Here is a 13,792-nt window from a genome sequence, read left to right as displayed (position 1 = left end):
ATGAGGGCGTCAACGGCATGTGGGGCGCGCCCTACGAGCCGGGCTACCGGGTACTCGACGGCCTGCGCGCGGCGATCAACACCGAACACCTGGCGCTGTCGCCGACGACCCGCATCGGCCTGTGGGGATACTCCGGCGGCGGTCTGGCCAGCGCCTGGGCCGCCGAGATGGCCGGCAGCTACGCACCCGAGCTCAACATCGTCGGCGCCGTCCTCGGCTCGCCCGTCGGCAATCTCGGAAACACCTTCCGCCGGCTCAACGGCACCGTGTTCTCGGGCCTGCCCGCCCTCGTGGTGGCCGCCCTCGCCGACATCTATCCCAATCTCAACCAGGTCATCGCGGAGCACGCCACGACCGAGGGACGCAAAATCCTCGACCGGTTGCATCGCATGACCACCGTGGAAGCCGTCTTGCGGATGTTCCGGACCGACATGGCCGACCTGGTCGACATGCCGCTGGACGAGATCCTCGACGGGCCCGAGGTCAGTGAGGTGTTCGAGGACACCAAACTTGGTGTGGCCGTGCCGGTTCCGCCCGTCCTGATCGTGCAGGCCGTGCACGACGAGATCATCTCGGTCGGCGACATCGACGAACTCGCCGACACCTATCTGGCCGGCGGCGCCGACGTGACCTATCACCGCGACATGTTCAGCGAACACCTGCTGCTGCACCCGTTCTCGGCGCCGATGGCGCTGCGCTGGCTGACCGACCGGTTCGCCGATCGCCCGCTGACCGCCAACCTGGTGCGGTCCAAGTGGCCGACGCTGCTCAACCCGATCACCTACATGGGCATGGCGCGACTGGCCGGAATCGCCACCAAGGTCGCCCTGGGGCGTACGGTCCGGCGACGCCCGCTCTGATCTGCCGGGAGCTGGCACAATGGGGGTAGATGCGTTACACCCGTCAGCCCCCGTCGGTGGCCTTGCGCAACAGCGTCGACCACCTGTGGTGCATTGCGGACGGACCCACGTATCCCGCCGAGCGAATCCTGCCCACCGGCACCACCGAACTCGTCATCAATCTCAGCGCTGACGCCGTCACCATAGCGAACCATCAAGGTTCACAACGATTTTCGGGAACAGTGGTCTCCGGCCCCTACGCGCGACCGTTCGACATCGACGCCAGCGAGCACACCGCCATGGTTGGCGTGCATTTCAAGCCGGGCGGCGTACGCGCAGTCCTCGGGGTCTCACCGGACGAACTACTCGGCTCGCACATCAATCTCGACGCGGTGTGGAATGGCGCGGCTGCCCACCTCCGTTCCGAGGTCTGCGAGGCAAAGTCGACCACAGAACGCCTGGCGATCGTCGAACGCGCATTGCTCGCCCGACTGCACGACGGCCGCGAACTGACGCGCGAAGTGGCCGTTGCACTGAACGCGCTCAGCCTCAGCCGCCAACCACCGATCGAGAAGCTGGCCCGCGAGGTCGGCTTCAGCCACCGCAGGCTGATCCAGCTGTTCACGAACCAGGTCGGAATGCCGCCCAAACGGTTCGCCCGCCTGCAGCGGTTCCGGCACGCACACGACGCCGTCGCGGCGGCACTGTCACCGCCACATTGGCCCACCTTCGCCGTCGAGCATGGATACGCCGACCAGTCGCACATGATCCGGGAGTTCCAGGAATTCTCCGGGATGACACCCGGCGAGCAACTACGCCGAAGCCGGTACGTCGCGAAGGAAGACCACATCGCGCTCGAACCATAGGTCAATTTTGTTCAATACATCCGCCGCCGAGATCGGCAGACTGCGGTCATGTCTGGACCCATCACCTACCGAACCGGCGCAGTCCGCTACCAGGTCACCGACGTCGAGCGGGCGGTCGCTTTCTACACCGAGCACCTGGGGTTCGATGTGGCCCTCCACGGCGGACCGGCATTCGCGTCCGTGGCCAACGGCCATCTCACCCTGTTCTTGAGCGGGCCGGGGAGTTCGGGCGCACGTGCACTGCCTGATGGCACCCCGCAGACCCCCGGAGGCTACAACCGACTCGTGCTCGAGGTCGATGACCTCGACGCGGCCATCGCAGAGTTGCGCGGAGCCGACGTCACGTTCCGCAACACGGTGCAGACAGGGCCGGGCGGCAGGCAGATCCAGCTCGGCGATCCCGACGGCAACCCCGTCGAGCTGTTCGAGGCGGCCGTCAAGCCCCCGGTGAACTGACCACCGGCGGAATCACCGGATACGTCGGCGTCTGCACAGGGGGCCAGGCGCCCAGATCGTCGCGAACCGTCGACACCGCGATCAACGCGTAGACCATCGCAGCCATCGCGGCCGGGAACAGAATGGTGCCGGCAATCTGCAGCGGCGTGTGCCCGAAGAAGACCGACGCCGCTTCCACCACATAGTGGACACGGTTTTCCGGGGTGACGGGTGCACCCGCGATGTCGAGCGAGCCGAACCGCCAATGAGCAAGTGCCGCACCGACACCCGCGGCCACCGCCGTGGCCACCGCACAACCGGCGGACAACGCGGCGACCAGAACCGGCCCGCGGTGCGGGGTCCACTGCCACAGTGCCACCGCCGCCACCACGCCCAGGACGACGAGCAAGCCGACGAACATGAACGCCGAGGTGAAGAAGTGGTCGGATTCGCCGCCAAGGAAGGCATGCACCCGGTCACCGCTGCGGGTCAACGCCACCACGCCGTGCACTCCCGGGGCCAGGAACGCCCACAGCGCACCGAGGACGGCACCCGCCACGGCAAGAGCGGCGATGACGATCACTACCGCCCGCTGACGCGAGACGCGCGGTGCACCGGGGATATCGGCAGGGGCCGGTTGAACCGACAGCATCTGCTCTTCGCCCGAGAGGCTCATCGCCGCGTATCCAGGTCCGTCGAATCCACCTGCCCATGCCGCGAACACTTGGCCCACCACCCGGTCGGCCGCACCTGGACGATCATCCGGCGGCCGCACTCGGCACAGAACCGGGGCGGTTCCAGGCCGAGCTGAGCCGCGGTGGGAAGCGCAGTTCCGTTCGCCGCGTCAGCCTGGACCCCGGTGTACACGTTGTAGAGGCCGGCGCCGACGGGCGCGGGCAGAGCCGGCGTTTCTGCCATATCGGAGATCACCACACCCCTGTTCTACAGGCTGGCGTTGAGGGCCTTGATCGGCATCTGCAGATCGTCGAGCAATTCCAGGTCCGACTCGGCCGGGCGACCCAGCGTGGTCAGGTAGTTGCCGACGATGACGGCGTTGATGCCGCCCAGGATGCCCTGCTTGGCGCCGAGGTCACCGAGGGTGATCTCACGGCCCCCGGCGAAGCGCAGCATGGTGCGCGGCAACGCCAGCCGGAACGCGGCCACCGCCTTGAGCGCCTCCGACGCCGGCAGCACCTCGAGATCGCCGAACGGAGTGCCCGGGCGGGGGTTGAGGAAGTTCAGCGGCACCTCGTGCGGGTTCAGCTCGGCCAGGTTGGCGGCGAACTCGGCACGCTGCTCCAGCGTCTCCCCCATGCCCAGGATGCCGCCGCAGCAGACCTCCATACCGGCCTCACGCACCATCTCCAGCGTGCCCCAGCGCTCTTCCCACGAGTGGGTCGTGACGACATTGGGGAAGAACGACTGCGCCGTCTCCAGGTTGTGGTTGTAGCGGTGCACGCCCATTTCCTTGAGGCGGTCCACCTGCTCCTGGGTCAGCATGCCCAGCGAGCACGCGATCTGGATGTCGACCTCGTTGCGGATCGCCTCGATACCCGCGGCCACCTGGGCCAGCAGCCGCTCGTCGGGGCCACGCACCGCAGCCACGATGCAGAACTCGGTGGCCCCGGTCTTGGCGGTCTGCTTGGCGGCCTCGACCAGGCTAGGGATGTCGAGCCAGGCACTGCGCACCGGGGAGGCGAACAGGCCCGACTGTGAACAGAAGTGGCAGTCCTCCGGGCAGCCGCCGGTCTTGAGGCTGATGATGCCCTCGACCTCGACCTCGGGGCCACACCACTTCATCCGGACCTCGTGGGCCAGGGCCAGCAGCTCCTCGAGCTGGTCGTCGGGCAGCTGCAGCACCTGCAGCGTCTGATCCCGGTCGAGGCCGACGCCACGCTCCAGAACCTGCTCGCGAGCCATGCCCAGTACATCTACGGCTGCCTGCGTCACCGAAAGTCCTCCTGTGGATCGTCTGCCTGCCGGGGCCGGCGGTTGAACACATCGATCGAGCCCGACAACTGAACACGTCGGCGGGTGCCGACAATTGAACGCGTCGGCGGGTGCCGACAATTGAACGCGTCGGCGGTGCCGACAATTGAACACCGTTCAGGCTAGGGTAACGGTGTGCAACTCCACAAACCCGACGTGGTGGATGCGGCGACGGCCATCCTGGACAACTACGGCATCGCCGACCTGACGATGCGACGCCTGGCCCGTGAGCTCAATGTCAGCCCGGGCGCGCTGTACTGGCACTTCGCCAACAAACAGGAGCTGCTCGGCGCCGTCGCCGACCAGATACTGCGGCCCGCACACATCGATACGCGCCGGCTCGGCTGGCGCGAGCGGATCCATGAGATCTGCCGAGTGCTGCGCGATGCACTGTTGTCCCACACCGACGGCGCCGAGCTCGTGTCGTCGAGCCTGGCAGCCGGGCAGTCCGCGGCCACCGCGGGAGTTGTCGAGCAACTCACGGAAGCGGCCCGTGAGGCGGGTGTGGCTGCCGACGACGCCGAACCGGCCGCTCGCACCGTCATCTATTACGTACTCGGATTCACGGTGGACGAACAGTCCCGGCTGCAGTGGGATGCCGCGGGCGCACTGTCCGAAGAGCAGTCGGTGCTGACCCGCGATACCAGCCGCCAGTTCGCATTCGGGCTGCAGGTACTCGTCGACGGACTGGCGGTGCACGGTGGCGCCAATCTTGAAGCATTGCAACGCAATAGCTGAAGTTTCCGGACTCCGCGGCCGGCTCAGCCCATCCCGTTGGAGACCACCGCGTCCAACGCCGCCACCGAGGCCGGTTCACCGGAGACTTCGACATCGCCTCCCCGGGTCCAGGCCCACAGCGCCAGATCGACAACCGGGCCGCGAACCGTGCCGGACGCGCGGGACATCCCGCTCGCCCGCTGGGCGCGCGGCCAGTCACCGGCACGACCAAATTCGACCGACCAGCGTTGCCCGGTATCGGAGCCGATGAAATCGATGACGGCCCGGGGCTCATAGTGCGAGCCTGCCGGCTGCCAGCCCCACATGACATCGACGGCGTGGTCGAGCGCCCCCGAGGCCACATCAGGGCCGATCGCGCCGACCGGTAGACCGGCCGTCAGTTCGGCATCGACCCGGTGCATGGTGGCCTCATACGTCTGCATTCGCCGGGTGAAGCCGACGGTCTGGTCCGGCTGCCACCACGACCACCGCACGTCGGTGTCGGCCAGGTTCTCCAGTTGCGCGAGCAGCGACGCGGTGGCCTGCTCGCGCAACACCGCGATATCGGCAAGCGCATCGGGACGGACCGGCTTGGACTGCTCGACGGCGGCCAGATCGGCGTCGGCGCGGGCATTCCGGGCCAGGACGCCGGCCCAGAAGAAATGCACCTCGGTCAGATGCCACAGGAGGTCGGTGGCGGTCCAATCGGGACAGGTCGGACACCGAGCGTCAGGTGCCGTCTCCGACAACACGTCGGAGAATCGCTGGGCTTCGGCACGAATGATCGCAACACGGTCCACCACCCCAGCATGTCAGCCGATCGCGTGCTCCACCCGCTTGTCGCCGTCCCAGTGCCGTAGCCCCGTCACCTGGCCGACGATCTCGGAAGGGCGTCCGGCGATCCGCACGGCGGTGGCCAGCCGGGCCGGAGCCACCCGTCGGGCCAGCGTCACGTGCGGGGTCCAGTTCGCCGGTTCCGCGTGCGGCATCGGGGCCGGGTCCATGAACGGCAGGCACAGTCGGTACGTATCGGCCTGGACGGCGAGCAGCTCGTCGGTCGGCACCAGCAGCCGCGCCAGCACTCCGGCCGAACGCCCGAAGATCAGGGTCGCACCGAGCCGGCACGGCAGCGGGAATCGGTCCACGAGCTCGGCCAGCACGGCGTCGGCCCCGGGGTCGATGCGCTGGGCGACAGTCAGCGTCGCGTGCGGCCGACCGGCCGGAGCCTGGCTGGGAATGTCTTTGTCGCGCAGTGCATCCCATATTCCACGGATCGCGACCTCGGTGTCCGGGTCGAAGACCAGCTCGACGGAATGCACCATCTCAGATCAGGCCGATCAGCCAGTCCCGGTCGAAGGCATCGGCGCAGATCTTCTCGAACTCCGCGGCACTCGCGCTGCCGGCGCCGGCGGGCAGCACGGCCCGAAGCGGCGCCAGTTGCGCCAGCGCCTCCCGGTTGCCCGCCTCCGTGACGCCGGGGTTCTCCGGCCAAGCACCGATCACCAGGCCGGCACATGGAATCCCCTGCCCGGCAAGAGATTCCAATGTCAACGCGGCGTGATTCAGAGTCCCCAGCCCGGGAGCCACCACCACCAGGACAGCGGCGGCCAGATCGGCGGCCAGATCACGCACCGTGACACCGTCGTCGCCCAATTCGACGAGGAGTCCACCGGCACCTTCGACCAGGGTCAGCCCGCCGGCAATCTCGGCACCCCGCACCGCGTCCACCAACTCCGCGCGGGTCGGCAGCGCACACCCGGCCCGGTGCGCGGCCGCGACCGGGGCCAGCGGCTCCGGATAACGCCATCCCCCATGCAGGTTGCCCACCCCGGACAACCGGTTCACCTCAGCGAGGTCGTTGTCGCCGTCGACGGTTCCGGTCTGCACCGGCTTACACACCGCGACATCGAGGCCGGCCAGGCGGGCCGCACACGCGAGCGCGGCGGTCGTCACCGTCTTCCCGACGCCGGTGTCGGTACCCGTGACGACCAGCGTGCTCACAAGCGGGCCTTCGAGAGCACCTCGGTCAACACCTGGCGGGCCAGGTCCATCTCGTCGGCGGTCAGCGAGGCCCGTGCGGTCAAGCGCAGCCGCGAGGTGCCCTCGGGCACCGTCGGCGGACGGAAGCACCCCACCCGCACCCCACGGTCCAGGCACGCGGCCGCCGCGGCCACCGCCACCTCGGGCTCACCGAGGATCACCGAGACGACCGCGGAGTCCGGCACCGCGGTGTCCCCGGAAATCCGGGCGAGTTCGGCGGCATGGTCCAACACGGCTTGGGCTCGCTGAGGTTCGGCGATCAGCACCCGCAGGGCGGCCCACGCGGCGCCGACGGCCGCCGGCGCCAGGCCGGTGTCGAAGATGAACGGACGGGCCGCGTCGATGAGATGGGCGCGGATCGGCTCCGGGCCGAGCACCACGCCGCCCTGGCTGCCCAGCGCCTTCGACAGCGTCGTCGTCATGACCACGTCCGGCGCCCCGGCCAGGCCGGTCTCGTACAGCAGACCCTGTCCACCCGGGCCGCGCACACCCAGTCCGTGCGCCTCGTCGACGAGCAACAGCGCCCCGTGGCGGCGGCACACCGCATGCAGCTCACGCAACGGCGCCAGCGCGCCGTCGGTGCTGAACACGGACTCGGTCAGGACCACAGCGCGTTCCTCGGTGCGCGCCGACAGTGCGGCATCCACCGCGTCGACGTCACGATGTGGAGTGACGGTCACCCGGGCGCGCGACAACCGGCAGGCGTCGACGAGCGACGCGTGCGTCAGCGCATCGGAGACCAGCAGCGAGCCGGGACCGGACAAGGCGACGACGGCACCCAGGTTGGCGGTGTAGCCCGAGGAGAAGACCAACGCCGACTCGGCGCCGACGAACGTCGCCAGGGCGGTCTCGAACCCTTCGTGCAACTCGGTGTTACCCGTGACCAGGCGTGATCCGCCGGCACCTGCGCCCCAGGTCCGCAGCGCCTCGATGCCTCCGTCGAGCACCTCCGGGTGCTGCGACAGCCCCAGGTAGTCATTGGAGGCCAGGTCCAGCTCGGTGGCCACGGCAGGGCGGGTTCGCAGCTCGCGACGTAATCCGGCCTCCCGGCGCTGCTGCTCGACGTCTGCGAGCCAGGCCAGCGGTGAAAGATCCGTGCGCGTCACGTGATGCTCCTCTGTGAACCTGTCGACCATTGAAAACGTCGGCGGTGCCGACCATTGAACACCGTTCAGGTTAGTGCACGAGCCACGCCGACCATGCCTGCGGTGATCTGTTCCACCTCCGTGGGCGTGCAGATGAAGGGCGGCATGGCATAGATCAACTTGCCGAACGGACGCAGCCAGACCCCGTGCTGCAAGGCCGCCAAGGTGGCCACCCGCATGTCCACCGGCTCGCGCATCTCGATCACACCGATGGCGCCGAGCACGCGGACATCGGCGACGCCCGGCACCGTGCGGGCCGGCTCGAGTCCTTCCCGCAGCCCGGCCTCGATCTCGGTCACCCGCGCCCGCCAGTCACCGCCGATCAGCAGTTCCACCGCGGCGACGCCGACGGCGCAGGCCAGCGCGTTGGCCATGAACGTCGGTCCGTGCATGAGGGCGCCGGGCTCCCCCGCGCTGATCGTCCGGGCGATCACCCCGGTGCACAGCGTGGCGGCCAGGGTGATGTAGCCGCCGGTCAGCGCCTTGCCCACGCACATGATGTCCGGACTGACCCCGGCGTGCTCGGCGGCGAACAGCTTTCCGGTGCGGCCGAATCCCGTGGCGATCTCGTCGAAGATCAGCAGTACATCGTGGCGATCACAGATCGCGCGCAGGTCGGCCAAGTACCGAGGATCGTGAAAACGCATGCCCCCGGCGCCCTGCACGACGGGTTCGACGATCACCGCGGCGAGTTCGTCGGCGTGTTCGGTCAGCTGCCGCTCGAATGCCTCGCTGTAGGCCGGTTGGTAGTCGGCGGGCACGGGCGGTGCGAAAACTTGAGGGACCAGCACATCGGTCCACAGCGAGTGCATGCCGCCGTCCGGATCGCACACGCTCATCGGGGTGAAGGTGTCGCCGTGGTAGCCGCCGCGCCAGGTCATCAGGCGGTGTTTGGAGCCTCTGCCCAGGCTGCGCCAGTACTGCAGCGCCATCTTGACGGCCACCTCGACGGACACCGACCCGGAATCGCTGAAGAACACGGTCTCCAGGCCTTCGGGGGTGAGCTCCACCAGCAGCTGCGCCAGCCGAGCGGCCGGTTCGTGGGTCAGGCCGCCGAACATGACGTGGTTCATGGTGGCGAGCTGGTCGTTGATCGCACGGTCCAGTACCGGGTGTCCGTGGCCGTGCACGGCGGTCCACCAGGACGCCATCGCATCGATCACCTCGATCGGTGCGCCGTCGGTAGGGTCGATCACAGTCAGCCACGCGCCTTTGGCACCGACCGCCACCACCGGCGGAAGCGCCGCCGAGCCCATGGCACTGTAGGGATGCCAGATATGGGCGGCGTCGATGGCATTGATCTGCGCTGGTGTCAGCTCAGCCACAGTCGGGCAGCCTAGCCCTTTGCTCACAGACTGTGACGCACGCATCCGAAATGTGAGCGGCAGGCCGATGTTAGGTAAATTGGCCTCGACCATGAAAACCCTTGACGCCCCCCGGACGGAGCCCGGCACCGAATCCGGTTCCGTTCCACGCGCAGTCATGGGTACCCGTGCATCGGGTTTCTACCGCCACGATCTGGACGGACTGCGCGGCATCGCCATCGCCCTCGTGGCGATGTTCCACATTTGGTTCGGCCGGGTTTCCGGTGGTGTCGACGTTTTCCTGGCGCTGTCCGGATTCTTCTTCGGCGGCAAGATCCTGCGGATCGCCCTCAATCCGGATGCGCCGCTGTGGCCGCTTCCCGAAGTGGTCCGGTTGATTCGACGCCTGCTTCCCGCACTGGTGGTGGTGCTTGCCGCAGCCGCCGTGCTGACGATCCTGGTGCAGCCCGAGACCCGCTGGGAAACGTTTGCTGACCAAAGCCTGGCAAGCCTGGGCTACTACCAGAACTGGGAACTGGCCAACACGGCCGCGGACTACCTTCGCGCCGGTGAGGCGGTCAGCCCGCTCCAACACATCTGGTCGATGTCCGTCCAGGGGCAGTTCTATGTGGCCTTCCTGTTGCTGGTCTTCGGGTTCGCTTTCCTGGGCCGTCGGCTGTTCGGCCGCCATCTGCGCACCGCGTTCATCGTTTTACTGAGCGCGCTGACCATCGCGTCTTTCGTGTACGCGATCATCGCCCACAACAACGATCAGGCCACCGCCTACTACAACAGCTTCGCCCGCGGCTGGGAACTGCTCGTCGGGGCGCTCGCCGGGGCGCTGGTACCGGCGGTGCGGTGGCCGATGTGGTTGCGCACCGTCCTGGCGACCGTCTCGCTGGCCGCGATCCTGACGTGTGGCTGGTGGCTCGACGGCGTCAAGGAGTTTCCCGGGCCGTGGACTCTGGTTCCGGTCGGCGCCACCGTCATCTTCATCCTGACCGCTGCCAACCGGATCGACGATCCGAGCGCGGGCCAGCGGTTGCCCGCACCCAACCGGATGCTGGCGACAAAGCCGTTCGTATCGCTGGGCTCGATGGCCTACTCGTTGTACCTGTGGCACTGGCCGTTGCTGATCTTCTGGCTGTCCTACTCGGGCCATGCCCACGCCAACTTCCTCGAGGGCACGGTCGTGCTGCTCGTGTCGGGCGTTCTGGCCTGGCTCACCACGCGCTACATCGAGGAGCCACTGCGGTCGCAGAAGGCCAAGGCCGCCACCACCGCGGCACCTGCCGTTCCGCTACGGGTCCGTCTGCGCCGGCCCACCATCGTTGTCGGCTCGATCGTCGGCCTTCTCGGTGTCGCCCTGACCGCCACGTCGTTCACCTGGCGTGAGCATGTCACCGTGCAGCGCGCCAACGGCAAGGAACTGTCGGGGCTGTCGGCCCGCGACTATCCGGGAGCACGAGCACTGATCGACCACGCGCGGGTACCCAAACTGCCCATGCGCCCCACGGTGCTCGAAGCGAAGGACGACCTGCCGGCCTCCACGACGGACGGCTGTATCAGCGATTTCGGCAACACCGACATCATCAACTGCACCTACGGCGACAAAGACTCCCCGCGCACCGTCGCGGTGGCCGGCGGGTCGCACGCCGAGCACTGGATCACCGCCCTGGACCTGCTGGGCCGCCTGCACAACTTCAAGGTCGTCACCTACCTCAAGATGGGTTGTCCTCTGACCACGGAGGAAACACCGCTGGTGATGGGCGACAACCGCCCGTATCCGAAATGCCATGAGTGGAACGAAAAGGTGATGTCCCGGCTCATCACCGACCGGCCCGACTATGTGTTCACCACCTCCACCCGGCCATGGAACATCAAGCCAGGTGACGTGATGCCGGGCACCTATATCGGAATCTGGGAAACTCTCTCGCAGAACAACATTCCGGTTCTGGCGATGCGCGATACTCCGTGGCTGACCCGAAACGGCCAGCCGTACTTCCCCTACGACTGCCTGGCCAACGGCGGCGACTCCATCTCCTGCGGCCTAGAGCGGTCCAAGGTACTCTCCGACCACAACCCCACGCTGGATTTCGTCGGAAGGTTTCCTCTGCTCAAGCCACTCGACATGAGCGATGCGGTGTGCCGTAAGGACTATTGCCGCGTGGTGGAGGGAAATGTGTTGCTGTATCACGATTCCCACCACATCTCCACGACGTACATGCGCACGATGACAGGTGAACTGGGCCGCCAGATGGCGGCGGCCACCGGTTGGTGGTGAACCCATGCCACCGTCTTCTCCAGTGCCGTCATCTCCAGTACCCACGCCGATGTCGACCGTCTGGCCCGGCGAGGCCTACCCGCTCGGCGCGACCTATGACGGTGCGGGCACCAACTTCTCGCTGTTCTCGGAAGTCGCCGAACGCGTCGAGCTGTGTCTGATCGCCAAGGACGGGACCGAGCACCGGATCAATCTCGAAGAGGTCGACGGCTACGTCTGGCACGCCTACCTGCCGACTGTGACGCCCGGGCAGCGGTACGGGTACCGGGTGTACGGCCCGTGGGATCCCGGCGCCGGACATCGGTGTGACCCCAGCAAGCTGCTGCTGGACCCTTACGGCAAGTCGTTCCACGGCGACTTCGACTTCAGCCAGGCGCTGTTCTCCTACGACCTGACGGCCGAACCTCCCGGCACCGGAACCCCGCCGCAGGTCGACTCCCTGGGCCACACCATGACCAGCGTGGTGATCAACCCGTTCTTCCAATGGGGTTCGGACCGCTCACCCAAGACCCCGTATCACGACACGGTCATCTACGAGGCACATGTCAAGGGAATGACCCAGACGCACCCGGGCATCCCCGAGGAACTCCGGGGCACCTATGCGGGGCTGAGCCACCCTGTGGTCATCGAGCACCTCCAGTCGCTGAACATCACCGCGATCGAGCTGATGCCGGTGCACCAGTTCATGCACGACCATCGCCTGCTGGACCTCGGGCTGCGAAACTACTGGGGCTACAACACAGTCGGTTTCTTCGCCCCGCACTTCCAATACGCGGCCACCAGGCACGCCGGCGGCGCGGTGGCCGAGTTCAAGACCATGGTCAAGGCGTTCCACGATGCCGGTATCGAGGTCATCCTCGACGTGGTCTACAACCACACCGCCGAAGGCAACCACCTCGGCCCCACCATCAACTTCCGCGGGATCGACAACGCCGCCTACTACCGGCTCCTCGACGGGCAGCTCGAGTACTACAAGGATTTCACCGGAACCGGCAACAGCCTCAATGCCCGGCACCCGCACACGCTGCAACTGATCATGGACTCTCTGCGGTACTGGGTCCTGGAGATGCACGTCGACGGGTTCCGGTTCGACCTGGCCTCGACGTTGGCCCGCGAATTCTATGACGTGGACCGGCTTTCGGCGTTCTTCGACCTGGTCCAGCAGGACCCGGTGGTCAGCCAGGTGAAGCTCATCGCCGAACCGTGGGACATCGGCGAGGGCGGCTACCAGGTAGGCAACTTTCCCGGCTTGTGGACCGAGTGGAACGGCAAGTACCGCGACACCGTGCGTGACTACTGGCGCGGCGAACCCTCGACGCTCGGCGAGTTCGCGTCCCGGCTCACCGGCTCCTCGGACCTCTACGAGGCCACCGGCCGCCGGCCCGGCGCCAGCATCAACTTCGTCACCTGCCACGACGGGTTCACCCTCAACGACCTGGTGTCCTACAACGAGAAGCACAACGAGGCCAACGGTGAGGACAACCGCGACGGCGAGAGCCACAACCGCTCGTGGAACTGTGGCGTCGAGGGCCCGACCGACGACCCGGAGATCCTGGCCCTGCGCGCCAAGCAGATGCGCAACATCATGGGGACACTGATGCTGTCGCAGGGCACCCCGATGATCGCCCACGGCGACGAGATCGGTCGGACCCAGTTGGGCAACAACAATGTGTACTGCCAGGACTCCGAGCTGTCCTGGATGGACTGGTCGCGGCTCGAGAGCAACGCCGACCATCTGGAGTTCACGCGTAAGGTGCTCGCATTCCGCAAGCGCCATCCCGCGTTTCGGCGCCGCCGGTTCTTCGAGGGCAAGCCGATCCGCAGCGGTGACCAGGTCCGCGACATCGCGTGGCTCACCCCGGCGGGGACCGAGATGACCCCCGAGGACTGGGGCACCGGGTTGGGTACCTGTGTCGCGGTGTTCCTCAACGGCGATTCCATCCCGGCCCCCAACGCCCGAGGTGAACGCGTCGTCGACGACACATTCCTGTTGTGCTTCAACGCCAACGACCACGAGCAGGACTTCGTCACCCCGAACGGCGATTACGCCGCCGAATGGACCGGCGACCTCGACACCGCCAGCCCGACCGGCGATTCCGGTCTCGTGGTGGCCGCGGGCGAGAAGATCTCACTACAGGCCCGCTCACTGCTCGTGCTGCGCAAGACGGCCTGA

14 protein-coding genes are annotated in these 13,792 nt (G+C 67.3%); 6 read left to right on the top strand and 8 right to left on the bottom strand.

The window, feature by feature from the left end:
• The 3 genes from TX88_RS17120 to TX88_RS17110 form a co-directional block, all read left to right on the top strand.
• Window positions 1–860, top strand: an 860-nt coding sequence (locus tag TX88_RS17120; protein ID WP_044518420.1) for a lipase family protein, incomplete at its 5' end; no start/stop codon positions are given.
• A 29-nt stretch (window positions 861–889) separates the two neighbouring features.
• The gene (locus TX88_RS17115) at window positions 890–1,705 is read left to right on the top strand and encodes a helix-turn-helix domain-containing protein (protein ID WP_044518418.1); all 816 of its coding nucleotides are present in this window, start codon (window positions 890–892) and stop codon (window positions 1,703–1,705) included.
• Window positions 1,706–1,753: 48 nt separating this feature from the next.
• On the top strand, window positions 1,754–2,161 hold the full coding sequence (locus TX88_RS17110) for a VOC family protein (RefSeq protein ID WP_044518416.1): 408 nt from the start codon (window positions 1,754–1,756) through the stop codon (window positions 2,159–2,161).
• Here TX88_RS17110 and TX88_RS17105 read toward each other — a convergent pair.
• Genes TX88_RS17105 through bioB form a run of 3 tightly spaced genes read right to left on the bottom strand, consistent with a single transcriptional unit; the run spans window position 2,142 to window position 4,060 of the window.
• Window positions 2,142–2,816 (bottom strand): DUF2567 domain-containing protein, encoded by a 675-nt coding sequence (locus tag TX88_RS17105; RefSeq protein WP_044518415.1) that lies wholly within the window; start codon window positions 2,814–2,816, stop codon window positions 2,142–2,144. The two genes, TX88_RS17110 and TX88_RS17105, sit on opposite strands and share 20 nt — an antisense overlap.
• Window positions 2,813–3,058: a biotin synthase auxiliary protein BsaP gene (bsaP, locus tag TX88_RS17100; protein ID WP_084622019.1), complete on the bottom strand. Its 246-nt coding sequence runs from the start codon at window positions 3,056–3,058 to the stop codon at window positions 2,813–2,815. Before bsaP ends, TX88_RS17105 begins: the two co-directional genes overlap by 4 nt.
• A 24-nt stretch (window positions 3,059–3,082) precedes the next feature.
• Window positions 3,083–4,060, bottom strand: coding sequence for a biotin synthase BioB (bioB, locus tag TX88_RS17095; RefSeq protein ID WP_044518412.1), 978 nt, complete (start codon window positions 4,058–4,060; stop codon window positions 3,083–3,085).
• Window positions 4,061–4,264: 204 nt separating this feature from the next.
• Here bioB and TX88_RS17090 point away from each other — a divergent pair, with 204 nt between their 5' ends.
• Window positions 4,265–4,867, top strand: a complete 603-nt coding sequence (locus TX88_RS17090) for a TetR/AcrR family transcriptional regulator C-terminal domain-containing protein (protein WP_044518410.1) — start codon at window positions 4,265–4,267, stop codon at window positions 4,865–4,867.
• A 23-nt stretch (window positions 4,868–4,890) separates the two neighbouring features.
• On the opposite strand, the gene TX88_RS17085 is transcribed toward TX88_RS17090, so the two are convergent.
• The 5 genes from TX88_RS17085 to TX88_RS17065 all read right to left on the bottom strand — a co-directional run bounded on the left by TX88_RS17085 (window position 4,891) and on the right by TX88_RS17065 (window position 9,356).
• Entirely contained in the window at window positions 4,891–5,646 is a 756-nt protein-coding gene (locus TX88_RS17085; protein ID WP_044519504.1) for a maleylpyruvate isomerase family mycothiol-dependent enzyme, read from the bottom strand.
• A gap of 12 nt (window positions 5,647–5,658) precedes the next feature.
• Window positions 5,659–6,168 (bottom strand): 2'-5' RNA ligase family protein, encoded by a 510-nt coding sequence (locus TX88_RS17080; protein WP_044518409.1) that lies wholly within the window; start codon window positions 6,166–6,168, stop codon window positions 5,659–5,661.
• A gap of 1 nt (window position 6,169) precedes the next feature.
• Window positions 6,170–6,847 carry a dethiobiotin synthase gene (bioD, locus tag TX88_RS17075; RefSeq protein ID WP_044518407.1) on the bottom strand — a complete coding sequence of 226 codons (678 nt, stop codon included), beginning with the start codon at window positions 6,845–6,847 and terminating at the stop codon, window positions 6,170–6,172.
• Window positions 6,844–7,992 (bottom strand): 8-amino-7-oxononanoate synthase, encoded by a 1,149-nt coding sequence (locus TX88_RS17070; RefSeq protein WP_044519502.1) that lies wholly within the window; start codon window positions 7,990–7,992, stop codon window positions 6,844–6,846. Before TX88_RS17070 ends, bioD begins: the two co-directional genes overlap by 4 nt.
• Window positions 7,993–8,057: 65 nt before the next feature.
• Window positions 8,058–9,356: an adenosylmethionine--8-amino-7-oxononanoate transaminase gene (locus tag TX88_RS17065; RefSeq protein ID WP_044518405.1), complete on the bottom strand. Its 1,299-nt coding sequence runs from the start codon at window positions 9,354–9,356 to the stop codon at window positions 8,058–8,060.
• 91 nt (window positions 9,357–9,447) lie between these two features.
• Between TX88_RS17065 and TX88_RS17060 the strand changes: the two genes are divergently transcribed.
• Both TX88_RS17060 and glgX read left to right on the top strand, forming a co-directional pair.
• Window positions 9,448–11,619, top strand: a complete 2,172-nt coding sequence (locus tag TX88_RS17060) for an acetyltransferase SucT (protein WP_044518403.1) — start codon at window positions 9,448–9,450, stop codon at window positions 11,617–11,619.
• Between the two features lie 49 nt (window positions 11,620–11,668).
• A complete protein-coding gene (glgX, locus tag TX88_RS17055) occupies window positions 11,669–13,792 on the top strand; it encodes a glycogen debranching protein GlgX (protein ID WP_409365866.1) in 2,124 nt (707 codons plus the stop codon).

Source organism: Mycolicibacterium septicum DSM 44393, assembly GCF_000455325.1.
GTDB lineage: Bacteria > Actinomycetota > Actinomycetes > Mycobacteriales > Mycobacteriaceae > Mycobacterium > Mycobacterium septicum.
The sequence above is the reverse complement of the archived record's forward strand: the minus strand, read 5'-3'. Positions and strand labels throughout refer to the sequence as shown.